The organism is Methylobacterium sp. W2 (assembly GCF_020662345.1).
Taxonomy (GTDB): Bacteria; Pseudomonadota; Alphaproteobacteria; order Rhizobiales; family Beijerinckiaceae; genus Methylobacterium.
The window spans coordinates 95215-113498 of sequence record NZ_VMOA01000007.1; the positions used below are offsets into that span (position 1 = coordinate 95215).

At 67.9% G+C, this 18284-nt stretch carries 15 protein-coding genes and 1 pseudogene; 6 read left to right on the forward strand and 10 right to left on the reverse strand.

Features of this window, described 5'->3' with window-relative positions; all coding sequences use genetic code 11:
* Positions 1-121 precede the first annotated feature (121 nt).
* A pseudogene (locus tag FPV16_RS05815) lies at positions 122-633 on the reverse strand (transposase); the annotation flags it as partial.
* 230 nt (positions 634-863) lie between these two features.
* Here FPV16_RS05815 and FPV16_RS05820 point away from each other — a divergent pair.
* The 4 genes from FPV16_RS05820 to FPV16_RS05835 all read left to right on the forward strand — a co-directional run bounded on the left by FPV16_RS05820 (position 864) and on the right by FPV16_RS05835 (position 6147).
* Entirely contained in the window at positions 864-1133 is a 270-nt protein-coding gene (locus tag FPV16_RS05820; RefSeq protein ID WP_227436950.1) for a hypothetical protein, read from the forward strand.
* A gap of 171 nt (positions 1134-1304) precedes the next feature.
* On the forward strand, positions 1305-1568 hold the full coding sequence (locus tag FPV16_RS05825) for a hypothetical protein (RefSeq protein ID WP_227436952.1): 264 nt from the start codon (positions 1305-1307) through the stop codon (positions 1566-1568).
* 389 nt (positions 1569-1957) lie between these two features.
* Positions 1958-3043 (forward strand): efflux RND transporter periplasmic adaptor subunit, encoded by a 1086-nt coding sequence (locus FPV16_RS05830; protein ID WP_227436954.1) that lies wholly within the window; start codon positions 1958-1960, stop codon positions 3041-3043.
* Positions 3040-6147, forward strand: coding sequence for an efflux RND transporter permease subunit (locus tag FPV16_RS05835; protein WP_227436956.1), 3108 nt, complete (start codon positions 3040-3042; stop codon positions 6145-6147). The genes FPV16_RS05830 and FPV16_RS05835 overlap by 4 nt, the downstream gene beginning before the upstream one ends.
* Before the next feature lie 135 nt (positions 6148-6282).
* Here FPV16_RS05835 and FPV16_RS05840 read toward each other — a convergent pair whose 3' ends face one another.
* The 6 genes from FPV16_RS05840 to FPV16_RS05865 form a co-directional block, all read right to left on the reverse strand.
* A complete protein-coding gene (locus FPV16_RS05840; protein WP_227436958.1) occupies positions 6283-6585 on the reverse strand; it encodes a hypothetical protein in 303 nt (100 codons plus the stop codon).
* Positions 6586-7187: 602 nt separating this feature from the next.
* Positions 7188-7385, reverse strand: a complete 198-nt coding sequence (locus FPV16_RS05845) for a hypothetical protein (RefSeq protein WP_018042694.1) — start codon at positions 7383-7385, stop codon at positions 7188-7190.
* A gap of 120 nt (positions 7386-7505) precedes the next feature.
* Entirely contained in the window at positions 7506-8402 is an 897-nt protein-coding gene (locus FPV16_RS05850) for a polysaccharide deacetylase family protein (RefSeq protein WP_227436960.1), read from the reverse strand.
* Positions 8403-8441: 39 nt separating this feature from the next.
* The gene (locus FPV16_RS05855) at positions 8442-10907 is read right to left on the reverse strand and encodes a branched-chain amino acid ABC transporter ATP-binding protein/permease (protein ID WP_227436962.1); all 2466 of its coding nucleotides are present in this window, start codon (positions 10905-10907) and stop codon (positions 8442-8444) included.
* Positions 10908-10911: 4 nt separating this feature from the next.
* The gene (locus tag FPV16_RS05860) at positions 10912-11781 is read right to left on the reverse strand and encodes a branched-chain amino acid ABC transporter permease (RefSeq protein WP_227436964.1); all 870 of its coding nucleotides are present in this window, start codon (positions 11779-11781) and stop codon (positions 10912-10914) included.
* Positions 11782-11970: 189 nt separating this feature from the next.
* Entirely contained in the window at positions 11971-13158 is a 1188-nt protein-coding gene (locus tag FPV16_RS05865) for an ABC transporter substrate-binding protein (RefSeq protein WP_227436966.1), read from the reverse strand.
* Positions 13159-13346: 188 nt separating this feature from the next.
* On the opposite strand from FPV16_RS05865, the gene FPV16_RS05870 reads away from it, so the two are divergent.
* Positions 13347-13760: a nuclear transport factor 2 family protein gene (locus FPV16_RS05870; protein WP_227436967.1), complete on the forward strand. Its 414-nt coding sequence runs from the start codon at positions 13347-13349 to the stop codon at positions 13758-13760.
* 10 nt (positions 13761-13770) lie between these two features.
* Here the strand turns inward: FPV16_RS05870 and FPV16_RS05875 are convergent, their stop codons facing one another.
* The 3 genes from FPV16_RS05875 to FPV16_RS05885 all read right to left on the reverse strand — a co-directional run bounded on the left by FPV16_RS05875 (position 13771) and on the right by FPV16_RS05885 (position 16551).
* Complete coding sequence (locus FPV16_RS05875) at positions 13771-15402, reverse strand: DEAD/DEAH box helicase (RefSeq protein WP_227436969.1); 1632 nt, start codon at positions 15400-15402, stop codon at positions 13771-13773.
* Positions 15403-15471: 69 nt separating this feature from the next.
* On the reverse strand, positions 15472-15696 hold the full coding sequence (locus FPV16_RS05880; protein WP_027174279.1) for a hypothetical protein: 225 nt from the start codon (positions 15694-15696) through the stop codon (positions 15472-15474).
* Positions 15697-15822: 126 nt separating this feature from the next.
* Entirely contained in the window at positions 15823-16551 is a 729-nt protein-coding gene (locus FPV16_RS05885) for a GntR family transcriptional regulator (protein WP_227436971.1), read from the reverse strand.
* 410 nt (positions 16552-16961) lie between these two features.
* On the opposite strand from FPV16_RS05885, the gene FPV16_RS05890 reads away from it, so the two are divergent.
* Positions 16962-18200 carry an amidase gene (locus tag FPV16_RS05890; RefSeq protein WP_227437020.1) on the forward strand — a complete coding sequence of 413 codons (1239 nt, stop codon included), beginning with the start codon at positions 16962-16964 and terminating at the stop codon, positions 18198-18200.
* Positions 18201-18284 lie beyond the last annotated feature (84 nt).

Below are 18284 nucleotides of genomic sequence, written 5' to 3' on the forward strand. Positions count from 1 at the left end.
CGGGCGTGCCGCTTGGGCTGGAGGTGTCCTTCCAAAAGACACCGCCATGTCCACTCTGCCGACCCGCTTCCATAGGGTGACCTGACCGGCATTTTGGACCGAGCCGATCAAGAGGCTTCCGCGCGGTGACGCGGCGGTAGCCGTAGCGTCCGGACTCGGACGCCAAGGCGATGATGGCGCGGGTCAGCGCATCCTCGTCGGCCGGTACCGTCGGCACGGAGCGTTGCGTGCCCCGGTGCTGGCCCACGATCCAGCAGGCCTAGCGTTCTGAGAGACCATACTTCTCACGAATGGCGTCGACTGCCTGTCGGCGTCGCTCCAGGGCTCCGAGTCTTGCTGGCGCTGGCCTTCGGCTCCCGCGGCGACGTCCGCAAGCACCCGCTTCTCCCGGGACAAGTCAGCCACGAGCCGGTCCAATCGCGCAGTCTTTCGCTCCAGATCCGTCATCCGACGGGCCCGGTCGACCGGCAGGCCGCCGTACTCCTTGCGCCAGCGTAAGTCGCTCTGCTCCGAGAGCTCTGCCTCCCTGCACGCTATCGCCAAACTCTTATGCTGCGCCGTCTTAAGCGCGATCTGGGGCAGCTTCAGCACCACCTGCTCCGCACCCGTCCTCCGACCTTGCTTCCTGTCCAGCCCCCTCGGTCCTGGCTGATCCTCTCAATCAGCCCGGTCCAAAGCCAGCCGGTCAGGTCACCAGAGCGCCTGCGTCCTCTCGGTTGCCGCCGATGCGCCTGTCTGAGGGTTCCAGCGTGCCTCTTAGCGCCACGCTTGCGACCAATCCGACTTTCGACCGTTGACCGAGCATGAAGGGTGGGCACGCCGATGTGAGCTCGCCATTCGATCCATCAATCGAGGAGACTCTCATGAAACATGCCCTCATTGCTGCGGCCGTCATTCTTTCGCCTCTCGCCCTGGCTGCATCGGCTCAGGCGCAGGGGACGGTACGCGGCGCCGAACGCGGGATCGAGGATGGCAATCGCGCGGCCGGTCCCGTTGGTGGCGTGGTCGGCGGTGCAGTCGGGGCCGCGACGGGCACCGTCGGGGGCGTGCTCGGTGTCGATCCGGATCGGCGTGAGGAGCGGATGGAGCGGCGTGAAGAGCGTGGCACCGTCCGGGAGCGTCGCGAGCGCTAGGTGTCTCTCACAGAACTCCTGCTACGCCGTCGTACTTCGAGGAGAACCGACCGTGGCCGGGAGCTTTGTGAGGCACTTTAAGACGGCGGAGCAGGACGCTCACCCGCCTTATTGGCCACCGCGCGTCGGCGGGAAGGTTGCGGGGATCGTGCCCCGGCCCTACCGTTCCGAATGACCGAAAAGCTGACGACAGCCGCCCTGTGCAACCTGAACCTCATCTCGCATGAGGAGGTGGCGGCTGCCGTCGAAACTTACCTAGCGAACTCCATGGCGCCCCCGTTCGTCTTCAAGGAGGGCTACCGACTCGATCTCGGTAAAGCCGTGCGACGGCATCCCGGGGCGAACGATTTCGTCAACCGTGGCAATACCGGACCACTGATGAAGCGGCCCTTCATTCTGGCGGCCATCCTCGAAGCCCGCCCCTTGCGGGAATGATCTGCTACCGGCGCCGCCGGTGACCCTCCGAGCGGATAGTCGTCGCCGCTGAGCAGAGGCCCGTCTCTCGGCATCTTGCCTGGTCCTTCCGCTCGATCGCTCTGCGCTCGCACCTGAGTGATCGGAACACGATCGCAGTTGCCATCGCGCGGCTGCGCGGGCTCGCTTGAACTTTCCTAACCTTTCGGATTTGGCCCAGCCGCCTTCGCCTCGGAGAGCTGGTTGGAATCGGTCATGCTGGCGGTTGCGCACCCTCACGGTCGCGCCGTCACCATCCCCGCTTGCTTCATTGCCTCAGCAACCTTGCGCCACGCCCTTGACGCTTACCCACGCTCGAATATATTACGATCATCATCTTATTGATGGTGCGGTGGCGGGGGGAATGCGTGATGGATGCGAGGATTGCCCTCGGGATTGTCGGTCTGGCCCTGACGGCCTGCTCGCCCGGTGAGACCGCCGTGTCGCCTCAACCGCCCCTGGTCCAGACCGTCGAGGTCGTGCGGGGCGGCGGTGGGATCGCGCGCTATACCGGCGTGATCCGGGCTCGGACCGAGAGCAACCTCGGCTTTCGCGTGGGCGGCAAGATCTTCGAGCGTCTCGTCGATCCGGGAGATCGGGTGACGCGGGGCCAGCCGCTGATGCGCCTGGACCGGACCGATTTCAGCCTCGCGCTCAATGCCGCCCGCGCCTCGGTGGAGGCGGCTCGCGCCCAGATGATCAAGGCGAAGGCCGATGAGGAGCGCAGCCGCAAGCTCGTCTCCGACGGCTGGACCTCGAAACAAACCTACGACCAGAACAAGGGTGCGGCCGATTCCGCCATTGCGCAATTCGCCAGTGCCGAGGCGCAGGCGAGCCAGATCGCCAATCAGGCCGGTTACTCCGAGTTGCAGGCGGATGCCGACGGCGTGGTGATGGAGGTGCCCTCCGAACCGGGCCAGGTCGTTGCTGCCGGACAGACCATCGTAAAACTGGCGCGCGACGGCGCCCGCGAAGCCGAAGTGTTCCTGCCCGAGGGGAGCCGGCGCGCCGCGCAGGGCGAGGCCTCGGCCATCCTCTATGCCGAGGGCGAGGCGACCTATCCGGCACGGCTGCGTGAGCTCTCCGCCACGGCGGATGCTGCGACCCGGACCTACAGGGCGCGCTACATTCTCTCGGGCGGCGGCGAGACCGCACCGCTCGGCGCCACGGTGACGCTTCAACTCAAATCCACCGACGCCGCACGGGCGGCTGCAGTTGCGGTGCCGCTCGGCGCCCTGTTCGACCAGGGGAAGGGCGCTTCGGTCTGGCGCTACGACGCAGCCACCGAGACCGTCACGGCCCAATCCGTCGCCGTCGCCCGCATGGCCGAGGAGAGGGCCGACATCGTCTCCGGTCTGAATCCCGGAGACCGGATCGTGGCCCTCGGGGCGCATCTCCTCAAGGCCGGGCAGAAAGTCCGGGTCTCTCCCCTCGGCACGACCGGAGTGGCACCGTGAGCGGCTTCAATCTATCCGCGCTCGCCGTCCGGGAACGGGCGGTCACGCTCTTTCTGCTGATCGCGCTCACGGGCGCCGGCTTCTTCGCCTTCGAGAAGCTCGGTCGGGCCGAGGATCCCGCCTTCACCGTGAAGGTCATGGTGGTTTCGGCCGCATGGCCCGGCGCCACCACCGACGAGATGCAGCGCCAGGTCGCCGATCCGCTGGAAAAGCGCCTGCAGGAGCTCGTCTACTACGATCGCGTCGAGACCACGGTCCGACCCGGACTGATGCTGATGAAGGTTCTGTTCAAGGACAACATGCCTCCGGCCAAGCTTCAGGCTGAATTCTATCAGGCGCGCAAGAAGCTCTCCGACCAGGCCTCCAGCCTGCCGCGCGGCGTGCTCGGGCCGCTGTTCAACGACGAATTCTCCGACATCTACTTTGCCCTCTACGCCCTCCAGGCCAAGGATCTGCCGCACCGGCAGCTGGTGATGCGGGCGGAGGACCTTCGTCAGCGCCTGCTGCGCGTCCCCGGCGTCGAGAAAATCAACATCCTCGGCGAACAGGCCCAGAAGATCTTCGTCGAAATCTCCTACCAGCGCCTCGCCACCCTCGGCATCACCGGGCAGCAATTGCTGGCGGCTCTCGCCAACCAGAACGACGTGACCCCGGCCGGCTTCGTCGAGGCGGGGGGACCGCGCGTGTATCTCCGCCTCGACGGCGCCATCGATGGACTCGATGCCATCCGCAACCTGCCCGTCGTGGCGGGCGATCGCAGCTTCAAGCTCGGCGACATCGCCGAGGTGAAGCGCGGCTACGAGGACCCGAAGACCTTCGCCATCCGCAATGACGGCGAGCCCGCGCTGATGCTCGGCCTCGTGATGAAGCCCGGTTTCAACGGGCTGACCCTCGGTGCCGCGCTCAATGCCGAGGAGGTCGCGATCCATCATGAAACGCCCGTCGGCATCTCGTTCACGAAGATCACCGATCAGGCCAAGGTCATCGACGAGGCCATCCACGAGTTCATGGTCAAGTTCTTCACCGCCCTGGGGGTGGTGATCGTGGTCAGCCTCGCCGCCCTGGGATTTCGCGTCGGCATCGTGGTGGCCCTCGCCGTGCCGCTCACCCTGTCGGCGGTGTTCGTGGTGATGATGATCACGGGCCGCGATTTCGATCGCATCACCCTGGGCGCCCTCATCATTTCGCTCGGCCTCCTCGTCGACGACGCAATCATCGCCATCGAGATGATGGTGGTGCGCATGGAGGAGGGCGCCGACCGGATCGAGGCAGCGACCTATGCCTGGAGCGCCACCGCCGCGCCGATGCTGACGGGCACCCTCGTCACCATCGCGGGCTTTCTCCCCGTGGGCTTCGCGGCGTCCACGGCCGGCGAATATGCCGGCAACATCTTCTGGGTGGTGTCCTTCTCGCTGATCATCTCCTGGATCGTGGCCGTGACCTTCACCCCCTATCTCGGGGTCAAACTCCTGCCGAACATCAAGCGCGTGGAAGGCGGGCACGACGCGATCTACGCCACCAAGAACTACCAGCGCCTGCGCCGGATCGTGCGGATGTCCGTCGACCACAAATGGATGGCGGCCGGCATCATCGTGGCGCTGTTCGCCGGCGCCGTGGTGGCCATGGGCAAAGTGGAGCAGCAGTTCTTCCCGAACTCGGAGCGCGCCGAACTCATCGTCGAGGTGACCCTGCCGGCGGGCTCGGCCTTCGCCACCACCGAGGCCAGCGTGAAACGGCTGGAATCCGCCCTGCGCGAGCTGCCGGAAGCCGGTGAGATCACGAGCTATGTCGGTCAGGGCATGCCGCGCTTCGTGCTCTCCTTCGACCCCGAACTGCCCGATCCCGCCTTCGCGCAGATCGTGGTGCAGACCGCCAACGCGGCGGCGCGCGACGCCCTGCGGACCAAGGTCCGCAAACTCGTCGACGAGGGGCGCTTCCCCGAAGCACGGGTGCGTGTCCTGCAGATCGTCTTCGGGCCACCGATCCGCTTTCCCGTGGCCTTCCGGGTGGTCGGGCCGGATATCGACGTGATCCGAGGCATCGCCGCCGAGGTCAGCGACGTCATGGCGGCCAACCCGAACATGCGGATGGTCCATCTCGACTGGGGCGACAAGACACCCAACCTGCATCTCGCCCTCGACCAGGAGCGCCTGCGCCTGATCGGCCTGACACCCAAGGAAGCCGGGCAGCAATTGCAGACCTACCTCAACGGCATGCCGGCGACCCAGGTGCGAGAGAACCTGCGCTCTGTCGACGTTCTGATCCGCAGCCCCGGCCCCGAGCGGCGCTCGCTCGGCGAGATCGGCGACCTGACCCTCGCGACGAAGGACGGACGTCAGGTGCCGCTCTCCCAGGTCGCGCGCCTCGAGAGCCGCAGCGAGGACTCGGTCCTGAAGCGCTACAACCGGGAAAGCTATATCCGGGTGCAGGGCGACGTGCTCGACGGGAAGCAGCCGCCGGACATCCACGGCCAGATCTTCCCCCTGCTGGAACCGATCAAGGCCAAGCTCCCGCCGGGCTACCGCATCGATACGGCCGGCGCGGTGGAGGAAAGCGCGAAAGCGATGATGTCGCTGGTGGCGGTGTTCCCCATCATGCTGATCGTGACGCTCACGGTCATCATGATCCAGGTGCGGTCGTTCTCGACCATGTTCATGGTGTTCGCCACCGCGCCCCTCGGGCTCGTGGGCGCCGCGCCGACCTTGCTGGTCTTCCACCAACCGTTCGGTTTCAACGCGATCCTCGGGCTGATTGCCCTGTCCGGCATCCTGATGCGCAACACGCTCATCCTCGTGGATCAGATCCACCACGACCGGGCCTTGGGACTGTCGGATTACGAGGCCATCGTCGAATCGACGGTACGGCGCGCCCGCCCGGTCATTCTTACGGCGGCGGCCGCCATGCTCGCCTTCATCCCGCTCACCCATTCGGTGTTCTGGGGCGCGCTCGCCTACGTCCTCATCGGCGGCGTCGGGGTTGGCACGGTGCTGACCCTGCTGTTCCTCCCGGCCCTCTACGCTCTCTGGTTCCGCGTGAAGCGGGCCCCAGCGGGAGAGCAGACATCGCACGGCGCGGCTTCAGTGGCCCACCCGGCGGCGTCCTGAACAGGAATACCATCCATGCCCCGCTCTCACGGGCATTCCAGGGATCGCGCGTTCAGACCATGAATGCGCGGTACATCGACCGGCCCGCGATTGTGCCCCCCTCACGCGGGCCGGTTGGTCGTCGAACGCTTCCAGCTATCGGCCGCCGCCGCCACCGGTGTTGGGAATCGCGACTTCCGGCTTGTTGGCGTTGCCCGCCGCGCCCGAATTGTTCGATCGGCTATCCGCACCGGTGGCCCCATAGGCTTCGGTCCCGATCGAGCCCGGACCGCTATTGTCGATGCCGCCCGGCTTGACCACCGGCACATCGGACGTTCCTGGCGACGTCATACGGGCCGGACCCGGCTGCTTGATCTCGGCAGGCCCCGCCGATTGCGCGAAGGCAGGAACCGACGCAGTCAACATCACACCGGCGAGTAACGTGGCGATCTTCGTCATCAAACGTCCCAAAGTTCATAGATGGCTCTTGGGGACATCAACAGATACGGCAGCTGGAAGTTTCAAGCTTCGCAGCGGGGCCTTCGTTCGTCGGCCTGCGACTGATGGCTCTCACCGGCCATGAAGACGGCACTCACGTCAGGCGCACAGGCACGATACTTCCAATGGGCTCGGCGGAGACGCGATCGGGGAAAGGCAGGCGCGGCGCATGCTCGTTCGATGGGAGCCGATCCTCGGACACCGGATCGACATCGCTCGGCTTATCCGGAAATGGGGGCCAAATCGGACGATCGGGTTGTATCGGCTTCGCCATGGAACGGCCTCCCAGCAATCGGCATCAGGACTGCACGACTGGGATATAATATGCCAGATAAGATTGCAAAATGATCCTCCGATCCGTCCTGTCCAAGTCTCCGCGAAAGGGATGTCCCGGGGGATTGGGCGAACCGGACCTTTGAAAGGCTCTGTGTTCCCTAGGAACCGGAGACGCCCCCGCCGGACATTCCCGACATGGGCGTCTCCGAAGCGCGCTAGTCCCACGGCAGTGCCGTGGTGACGTGTCAGCCGCCGCCATCCGCAACAGGGATCGAAGGGCGCCGGGCTTACCGCTCGCCGAAGCCGGACAGAAGCTTCTCGATCTGAGCGAGTCCGTTCTCGCGGGCCTTGGCCTCGCTTGTCAGGCTACGATCCGAGCGCTGGACGAGCTTGCCGCCTTTGCGAATGGCCCACTGATAGGTCGCGCCCTCGGTGCGGGGGCTGAGGATTTCCAGGGTGTAGGGGTATGTCGATGTTTCGGTCATAGCCCCTATATGGCGCAAGGTTCCGGCGCCTTCCACCCTTTTATACCGCATCTCTGACCGGCGAATTACGGACGGAGTGGTCGGTCTCGTCGTCCCAGACGATTGCCCCGTGGTGTACTCCTATTGCGGATCGGGTTCCGCGCTCGCCATCACGTGGCCCGCGATGCCTCCGGCGGTGGTCAGCCAGATGCCGTCGCGCCGGGAGGCGATATGAGCGAGCGCCTCCCGAAGCGGCCGCAGACGGTGCGGCTGGCCGACGATGTAGGGGTGCAGGGCGATCCCCATGACGAGGGGCGCCTGCCGCGACTGCACCAGCATCTCGTCGAACGCATCGACGATCATGGCGGCGAAATCCCGCGCGGAGTCCTTCCTCGCGACGATGGCGGGGATGTCGTTGAGTTCCTGTGGATACGGCACGGAGAGGATGCGACCGCCGTCGCGGGTGGAGAACCAGACCGGCTGGTCGTCATGCGCCCAGTCGAGGAGATAACGGTAGCCCGCCTCCGCCAGGAGGTCTGGCGTGACGCGGGATTGCGAGATCCAGGGGCCGAGCCATCCGGCGGGGGGCCTGCCTTCCTCCCGCGTCAGGGTGGCGGTGGCCTCGGCGATGAGTACCCGCTCGGCCTCCTCGTCGAGACCGCCCTGGCGCTCGGCATTGGTGCGGCCATGCCCGACGATCTCGTCGCCCCGTGCCCGGAAGGCCTCGATCAGGCCGGGACAATCCTCGTAGAGTCGGCTGTTCACCAGCACGCTGGCGGGAAGGCGAAGCTCGTCGAAGAGGGCCTTCATCCGCCAGGCGCCGACGCGATTGCCCCAATCGCGCCAGGCGTAGTTCAGCACGTCCGGCTGGGGACCGCCGGGAGCGAGCTCCGCACCGAGGCCCGAGCCGAAATCGAAGGTCTCGAGGTTGAGCGCCACGTAGACGGCCAGGCGCTTGCCCCCCGGCCAATCGTAGACCGGGCGGTCCGGCAGGGCGCTGTAGGCATAGCGGCCATGGTATTTCGCTGCGTCCGTCAAAGCGTCGCGCTCCCTTGTCGATCTTGTAGGCTCAGGCTGTCACGCAGCACCGAGATAGGCGGCGGCGAGAGCTTCATCGGCGGAGAGTTCCGCCGCCGATCCTGTGGCGACGACGCGGCCCTGCTCCAGGACGTAGCCGCGATCCGCCACGGTCAAGGCCAATGCGGCCATCTGGTCGACGATGAGGATGGTGACGCCCTGATCGCGCAACTCCGCCACCACGGCGTAGAGGGCGTTGATCATGGACGGCGCGAGCCCGAGGGAGGGTTCGTCGAGGAGGAGAATGCGCGGATGCGCCATCATCCCGCGCGCGATGGCGAGCATCTGCTGCTCGCCGCCGGACAGCAGGCCGGCGCGGCTCGTCGCCCGGTCGCGCAGGCGGGGGAACCGGTCGAGCAGGGCCTCCAGCTCGCTCGTGTCGATGGGGGTCCCGCGTCCATGCGCGCCGAGGCGCAGGTTCTCCACCACCGACAGTTCCGGGAAGACCTGCCGGCCCTCGGGCACTAGGGCGAGGCCGAAGCGGGCGATGGCGTGGGCCGGCAGGCTGGCGATGGAGCGGTCCTCCAGGATCACGGATCCTTCCACGGGACGCAGCAGGCCGCTGAGCGCCCGCATGGCGGTGGATTTGCCGGCCCCGTTCGCCCCGAGGAGCGCCACGGTCTCACCGGGTCGGACATCGAGGGAGAGACGATCGAGGACCGGGGCGGCACCGTAGCCGGCAGTGAGGTCGAGGGCCGAGAGAACCGCGTCGGCGGGCCCCTTCCACGGCGATGGACGCGGTCGAGCCGGGGTGTCGGCGCCACCGAGATAGGCCCGCAGAACGGCGGGATCGGCCCGTACCGTGGCGGCGTCCCCCGACGCGATGGGCCGTCCGGCATCCATGACGAGGATATGGTCCGAGATGCCCATGACGAGGGGCATGTCGTGTTCGACGAGGACCACCACGATTCCGCATTCCGCGATGCGACGGAGCAACCCGCCCAGGCGGTCGGTATCGGCGCGGGTGAGACCCGCCGCCGGCTCGTCGAGGAGAAGGACGCGCGGTTGGCCCGCGAGAGCCCGCGCGATCTCCACGAGGCGGCGGTCCACATGCGGCAGTTCGGCGGCGGGCCGGTGGAGCGCTCCGGTGTAACCGACGAAGGCGAGGAGGGCGGTGGCCGCGGCGACGTCGCTTCCTGCGCCCGCCCTGAACAGGCGTCCGGGGGCGATGGCGAGGGCCACATTGTCGATGACCGAGAGGGAGCCGAACAGCCGCGTGGTCTGGTAGGTCCGCGCGATGCCGGCGCGGGCGATGCGATATGCGGGCAAACCGGCGAGATCCTGACCCGCCAGTCGGATCGCCCCGGCACCGGGCCGGTAGAAGCCCGAGACCATGTTGAGCACGGTGGTCTTGCCGGCTCCGTTCGGGCCGATGATGCTGGTGACGGCTCCGGGGGCGGCCGTCACGGAGACGTCCTGCGCCGCCTTGATCCCGCCGAAGCTGATGCCAATCCCCTCCACCACGAGCGCCTCGGGCTGCGGCTGGGCGAGATAGGACACGACGTCTCCGCCGGTCCCGGACGCGGTCCCGGAGAGGCGACGCGGCAGCAGCCGGGCGAGGCTGCCGACGATGCCCGCCGGCACCAGCCACAGCACGACCAGCGTCGCGAGGCCAAAGAACAGCAGGCGGTATTCGGCGAGGCCCGACAGGGTCTCCGGCAGGAGGACGGTGACGAGGGCACCGAAGAGCGGCCCCAGCACCGTGCCGGCGCCGCCCACCACCACCGAGAGTACGAACAGGATCGACTGGGTGAACGGGAACGAACTCGGCGCGATGAACAGCATCAACGGCGGCAGCACCGCCCCGGCGAGGCCGGTCAGTGCCGCCGAGATCATGAAAGCCAGGGTCTTCACCCGCACCGGATCGAAGCCGAGGGACGCGGCGGCCACATCGGCGTCCCGCACCGCCCGCATGGCGAGGCCGAGGCGGCTGCGCGCGAGGCGGTGGAAACCATAGAGAGCGAGGCCGGCGCCGAGCACCGCGAGGATCGCGAGTTCGCGCTCCAGGAACGGGAATTCGAACAGCGTCGGACCGGTGGCGATGACGAGGCCGTTCTGGCCTCCTGTCAGCGCGCCGCCCTCGATCAGCCCATGCTCGACGATGAAGCCGAAGGCGATCGTCACCATGGCGAGATAGGGGCCCTTGACCCGCATGGCGGGGATGGCGAGCACGCCGCCGAGCACCCCGGAGAGCAGGCCGGCGGCGGGGAGCGCCAGCCAGAAGCTGACTCCCGACAGGGTGAGGATGGCGCTCGCATAGGCGCCGATCGCGTAGAAACCGGCATGGCCGAAGGAGATCAGGCCGGTGAGGCCGAGGAGGACGTTCAGCCCCGTTCCGGCGAGCGTCGTCAGTGCCACGAGGGCGATGATGAAATGGCTGTAGCCATCGGTGGCGGCCACGAGGCCGATCCCCGCGATGGTCAGGGCGAGAATGACGAGGGGCAGGGCGGAGCGTCCGGCGCGCATCGGCTCAGACCTTGTTCACGGCGGCCCGGCCGAGGAGGCCGTCGGGACGCAAAGCCAGCGCGAGGATGATTACCGAGAACACGACGATCTGAGTGTAGCCAGAGCCGAGATAGCCTGTGACCAGGGCTTCCACGACGCCGTAGAGCAGCCCGGCCAGGACCACGCCGGTGGCGGAGCCAATGCCACCGAGAATGGCGACGGCGAAGGCCTTGATGCCGAACAGGGTGCCCATCTCGGCCGAGACCGAGAACAGGGGGGCGATGAGGAGGCCCGCCGCCCCCGCGAGCAGGGCGGAGAGCGCGAAGGCGCAAGCCACCGTGCGTCGCACGTCGATGCCCATCAGTCGCGCGGCGTCGGCATTCTGCGCCACCGCCAGGAGAACGCGGCCGAGATCGGTCCGGCGGAACACCGTCCGGATGGCGAGGGCGACGGCGAGGCCGACCACCGGGATCACGATCTGCAGCGGGTAGATTCCGGTGCCGAACAGGTCGATCGGGTCACGCGCCAGGGGCGAGGGCAGGCTGCGCGGCTCCTTGCCGAAGGTGAACAGGATGACGTTGTCGAGCACGACGCCGCCCGCCACCGTGGCCAGCAACCAGGCATCGGAGCCCCGCTCGACGAAGGGGCGCACCAGGATGCGTTCGACCACGATGCCGAGGAGGGCGCAGCCGGCCAGGGCCGCCGCCACCGCCAGGGGCATCGGCCAGCCGAACGTGATGCCGAGCATGTAGCCGAGCACCGCCCCGAGGGTGACGGCGCTCCCTTGCGCGAAGTTCACGGTACCGGAGACGGCATAGGTCACGTGGAAGCCGAGGGCGATGAGCCCGTACATGCTCCCAAGACCGAGGCCGCTCACGAGGGAGCCGGTCAGCATGGAATTCTCACTTTCACCGTATCATGGCGTCCGTCCCACCCGGCCACCTCATCCTGAGGCGCCGCAGCGAAGCGGAGGCCTCGAAGGAGCCCTCCAGTTCGCAGAGTGAGTTTTGGAGACCTCCTTCGAGGCCGCTTCGCGGCGCCTCAGGATGAGGTGGCGGGTGGGATGAGCGGCGATGCCGTTCCCTCAGTTGGACACGGCGACGATCTCGCCGTCCTTGAACCGCGTGAACACGTAATCCTGCGGCCCGAGCGCGTCGTGGCGGTCCGGGGCGAAGGGCTTGTCGTAGGTTTTGATCAGGCCGGGATAGGTGGCGATCTTGTAGAAGCCGTCGCGCACGTCCGAACCCTTTGTGGACTTGGCCTCACCGATCGCGAGAGCCAGCAGATGCGTCGCGTCGTAGGCGTTGGCGATGCCCACCGCCGGAGTCACGTCGGCCATGGACTTGATCGCCGGATACTTCGCCTTCAGGGCATCGAGCACCGCGACGGCCTTGGGCGAAGCGTTGCCGGCGAAGGTGAAGGTCTGGATGAAATGGACCTTGGCCGCGCTCGGGCCGGCGAGTTCGTCGAAACGACCGCCTGCCGGTCCCCAATGCGACACGACGGGAATGGTCCAGCCCATCCGGTCGAGGGATTTGACCACCTGGGCCGAGGGACCGACATTACCGACCATGAACAGGGCGTCGGCGCCGGCCTCCTTCAGCCGGGTCAGCTGGGGCACCATGTCGACATCGGACGCCTCGAACTTCTCGATGCCGGCGGCGGGCAGGCCCGCGGCTTTCAGCGCCGCCGTGAGACCCTGCTGGTTCGACTCGCCCCAGGCGTTGTTGACGAGGATCATGCCCGGCTTCTTGGCCTGGTAGGTCTTGACGGCGTAGGCGACGAGGGCCTCGTCCACGAGGGCGTCCACCGCCGAGACCCGGAACGCGTAATTGTCGGCGGCACCATTGCGCGTGATGCCGGTGCCCGCCGCCCAGGGGCCGAGGAAGGGCACCTTCATCTGGTTGGCGATGGGCACGATCGCCATGGAAACCGGCGTGTCGAGGCCACCGACCAGGGCGGCGACGCCAACACGTTGGATCAACTCCCGGGCGGCGAGCACGCCCTTCGACGGGTTGGCCTCGTCGTCGCGGGCGACGAGTTCCAGGGGCCGTCCGAGGACGCCGCCGGCCGCGTTGATCTCGTCGATGGCGAGCCCGATGCCGCGGGAGATCGCCTCGCCCGATTTCGCCGATTGACCGGACAGGGCGGTGACGAGGCCGATCTTGATCGACTCGGCCGCCTCAACCGGCGCGATCAGCGCAAGCCCGATCAGGGCGGTCGCCCCGAGCGCGAGGCGGCGGGTCATCGGCAATGGGCTGTGTTTGCGCATGGATCGGACCTCCGGGACAATTGCATCCCTGACCGCAACCGCCATGCCATTTGTCAGGCCGCTGAAATAACTGGACTATTTAGTGGAGCGCGAATTCCCCTGCCTGCTTTCACGCCAAACTGCATACACTTATTGCATGCACTTTGGCGGAGCTTCGGGCAGGCTCACGACCGAATGGAGAGAACAGCATGAGTGAAACACTCAAAACCGATACCGGCACCGACGCGGCCATCGTCACCGCCTATCTCGAAGCTTCCATGGTGCCGGATCCGGAGAGGGCGGCGGGCTATATGGCACCGGGGATCGAGATCGTCTTCACCGGTGCCCGAGTCTTCCGGCATCCGCGCGAGGTGACGGCGTTCAATGCCGGCCGCTATGCCTGGGTGAAGAAGCGCATGGAGCGTCTGGACGTGGTGCCGGGGGAGGGGTTCACCACGGTCTACAGCCTCGGCACCCTCTACGGCGAATGGCCGGATGGAACCCCGTTCGAGGGCAACCGCTATGTCGATCGCTTCACCGTCCGCGACGGGCTGATCGTGACGATGGAGGTCTGGAACGACAGCGCCGAACGCTTGCTCACGAAGCACGGCGTCTCGGCATAGGCGAGCGCGCTCAGGCGTCGGCTCCGGCGAGCCGGCGCGTATCGACGAAGGTGCGGCCGTCCGCGAAGCGATAGCTGACGCTCTCCGAGAAGCGGCCATTGGCGCGGACGAGGATGGCGGCGGGGCGGGTGAGCTCTTCGGTCCGCGCGAGGGCCTCGGCGACGGTCATCGGCACGTCGCGCCCCCCGCCGAGCTGACGCCACCATTGCACCGCCTTCTCGCGGCCATAGCCGGCCTGCTCCAGGGCGATCCGCACCCGGTGGCTCGATCCGTCCTCGGTCTGGAAGTCGACGTCGAGGCTGCCGGACGCCGCATGGCGACCGAGCCGCCATCGGGCGATACCCTGCCAGACCGGAACCGTGCGGGACAGGATCGGATGCTCGTCATCGGCCGCGGCCTCGTGGCCAGGCCCCTCCTCGTCGGTCTCGTCCGGCTCGACCCAGCACCCCTCGCAGGTGCTGGCATTGAGGGCGATGAGCGCGCCGCAGCCGGGGCAGGGCTTGGCCCGTACCTCGCCTTCCCGGCCCTTGATGGCGGCCGCACTGCGCGCGGTGACGATGTCCACCGGCCCATGCATCCGCACTAGCCCGGCATAGTCGAGGATCAGCGCATCGGACTTGCCCGGCGCGGTGCGCAGCGCACGGCCCACCTGCTGGACATAGAGCCCCGTACTCTGGGTCGGCCGCAACAGGGCGATGAGATCCACGCGCGGCACGTTGAATCCGGTGGAGAGGACGCCGACCGAGGTGAGGCAGCGCAGGCGCCCGGCGGTGAAGTCGCGCACGATCCGGTCGCGCTGGCGCTTGCCGGTCTCGCCCGTCACCATCTCGCAGCTGAAGCCTTCCGCCCGCACCGCATCGCGCACCGCCTCCGCATGGGCGACGCCGGCGCAGAAGGCGAGCCAAGCCCGGCGGTCGCGGCCGAAACCAGCCATTTCCTCCACCGCCGCGCGGGTGATCCAGTCCTGGTTCACCGCCGCTTCGAGGGCGCTGGGGATGTAGTCGCCGCCGCGCTTGGCGACGCCCGAGACGTCGAGCGCCGTGGCGGTGGCCTTGCAGATCAGGGGGGCGAGGTAGCCCTGGTGGATCAGGTCGCCGACATTGGCCTCGTAGACGATCCGCTCGAACAGGCGGCCCTCGCCCTCGTCAAGGCGGCCACTGTCGAGCCGGTACGGGGTCGCCGTGAGGCCGACGACGCGCAGATCCGGCCGAGCGGCACGCAGGGCCGCGAGGAACCGGCCGTAGCGGGTCTCGGCATCGCGCGGGATCAGATGAGCCTCGTCCACCACCACGACGTCGAAGGCGCCGATGGCATCGAGGCGGTTCCAGACCGACTGGATGCCGCAGAACAGGATCTGTGTCGCGGTGTCGCGCCGGTTGAGACCGGCGGAGTAGATGCCGGCCGGCGCGTCCGGCCAGTAGGCCACGAGTTCACGATGGTTCTGGGCGATGAGCTCGCGGGTATGGGTGACGATGGCGATCCGCGCCTCGGGACGCACGGCCAGCAGCTCGCGGACCAAGGCCGCGATGACGAAGGCCTTGCCCGCCCCCGTGGGCAGGACGATCAGCCCGTCGCCGGTCTCGTCGCGCCACGAGGCATAGAGGGCGTCGAGGCTGGCGCGCTGATAGGGTCTGAGGTCCATCGCCGGCTCTGTAGGGCCGTTTGCGCGGAACCGGAACACCGCCCGGCGGGATACGGCCTCTCCGGACGGTCAGGCCTCTTCGCCGACCACCTCATCGCGCATCACCCGCGCGATACGCTCGACCATGCCCTGCGACAGCCGGACGAACTGCCCGGTGCCATGCCCGCGCCCATCGAGCAATTCGGCGAAAACGGGTTTCGCGGGCTCGCAGACCAGGGCCGCCACCGGCCTCGTATTGCGCCGCTTGGCCCGCAGCCGCTCGGCCAGCGCATCGGGAACGAACGGTTCGCGCAAGGCGGGCTTCTCCTCTCAGGGCCGGCGGTCCGAGGAGAGGGGCCTAGGCTTTCAGGGTTGCCGAGAGATTAAGGCCGGTGGATTGGCGCATGTCGCAAACCGGCCTGGAGACGCCTTAGCGCCGTTTCACCCGGCCCGGCGCCGCAGAGGGCTCTTCTCGGTGACGTAGGGTGCCAGGACCCGGCTGAGGTCCCGCTCGCGCGGAGGCTCGGCGACGATGTGCGCGCGCACCGCCACGGCATCGAGATGGTGATCCATCAGGTGGGTCGCCCGGTCGACGTCGCCGGCCATGAGCGCCGCCACGATCTCGCGGTGCTCGTTGACCGCGCAATCGGACGAATGCGGCCGGCTGTAGAGCGAGAGGGTCAACGCGCAGCGATAGCCGAGCTCGGCCACGTAGCGGACGAGGACGGGGCTGCCGGTCATCCGCGCCAGCAGCAGGTGGAACTCGGTGGCGAGGCGGATCGATGGGGCATCGGGTCCGCCGCGAACCGCGTCCTCCTCGTCGATATGGGCCAGCAGGGTCGCTTCCTGCTCGGTGGTGAGGCGAGCGGCCAGGCGCTGGACCACGAGGCGTTCAAGGGAAATGCGGACCTCGAACGTGTCGCGCGCCTCTTCCCAGCTCGGGGTCGCCACGATGGCGATCCGGTTGCGGCGGAGTTCCACCAGCCCCTCGCCGGCGAGTTGCCCCAGCACCTGCCGCGCGATAGTGCGGCTCACGCCGAAGCGCTCGCCCAGCGCATCCTCCGGCAGGCGATCGCCGGGCGCCAACGCACGCTCGACAATGGCGCGGCGCAGGGACTGGCACATCATCCCCACGCGATCCTTGGCCGCCTGCGTCTCAACTCCCGCCATCGTGTCACACATCCCTCTCTCGAAGCGCTCCGGCCACGGGCGTGTCTCTGGCACACTTTGCGTCGTCGCTCTCCCCTCGCGGACGCGCCATGCATGAGAGAGACCAAAGCTGAGCGGTAAGGACAGACTCGTCCAGAAGTTGCAAGGCCGAAGGAGAGTTGAAACAGCGATCGACTGGACGTCCCCCGGCGTACCTGCCATCACCGCGACACTCCGAACACGCGGCCGGAGACACTCTCGATGGCCCCTCCCAAGCAGGGTCGCATTGGCAAGCTAATACTTCATCTTTCTCAAGTCTTTGACGTGTCGCTGGTTTTGGAACGCAGGACCGGCGACGGCTTTTGCTGAACCTGCTTAGATCGAGCCGCCCGCTTCCCGCCAACCGTACCCCTGCGAGCCACCCTATGCCGATGCTCTCGCTCCTATCGCTGCGTGCCCGTATCGAGGCGGGCTCACTCACCCCCGCGCAGGCCGTGGCACTGACCCGGGACGCGATGGCCGAACACGAACCCTCCATCCGCGCCTTCGTGGCGACCGATCCCAATCCGCACGTCCCCGATGCGGGACCGCTCGCCGGCATCGCGGTGGGCATCAAGGACATCATCGACACCGCCCACCTGCCGACGCAGATGGGGTCGTCGATCTATCCCGGTTGGCAGCCACGCGCCGATGCCCCCATCGTGGCGCGGTTGAAGCGCCTCGGCGCCGTGCCCCTGGCCAAGACCACCACGACCGCCTTCGCCTTCATCGACCCCACCGAAACCCGCAATCCCCGCGCGCCCGGCCGGACGCCCGGCGGTTCGTCCGCCGGTTCGGCGGCTGCGGTGGCCGCGGGCATGCTGCCCCTGGCGCTCGGAACACAGACCGGGGGCTCGGTGATCCGGCCGGCGGCCTATTGCGGCGTGGTCGGCGTGAAACCGTCGTTCAGGCTGCTGCCGACCGTCGGCGTGAAGTGCTTCTCCTGGACCCTCGACACGCTCGGCCTGTTCGCCGCGAGCGCGGCCGATGCCGCCCATGCCCTCGCCCTCATCGCCGGCCGGCCGGAGATCGAACAGCCGGCCTCCGTGCCGCGGATCGGGCTGCTCATCCCGGATTATTGCGACGCGGCCGAACCCGAGGCGCTGCAGGCCCTCGACCGGGCGCGGGCGATGGCGGAGGCAGCGGGCGCCGGCATCCGCGCCTTCACGCTGCCCGACGAGTTCCGCCACGCTTTCGACGCGCACGCGACGATCCAGGAGTTCGAATCCGCGCAGGCCCTCGCCTGGGAATACGAAACCCACTCCGATTCGCTGCCGCCGCTCCTGCGCGCGCATCTCGACACGGCCCGGACTATCGAGGCCGCCACCTACGATGCTGCCCGGCGCGTGGCGCATCATGCGAGGCGCAGCTTGCGGGACATCCTGCGCAGTTCCGACATCGACGTCCTGCTGACGGTCTCGGCCCCGGGCCCGGCGCCGGAGGGGTACGCCTCCACCGGCGATTCCCGCTTCAACCGGCTCTGGACGATGATGGGCGTGCCCTGCGTCACCGTCCCCATGCCGGGGGAGGGGCCCCCGCTCGGCGTGCAGGTCATCGCCCGCTTCGGCGACGATGCTCGGGCGCTTTCGGCGGCGCGGTTCCTGGAGAAGGCTTTCGCCGACAGACCGTGACCTCATCCCCAATGCCCGGCCGCCGGTCCAGGTCGCCGGATCACACAGGCGAAGCGTGAGACAGGGCGAAACCGTAACGCGCCG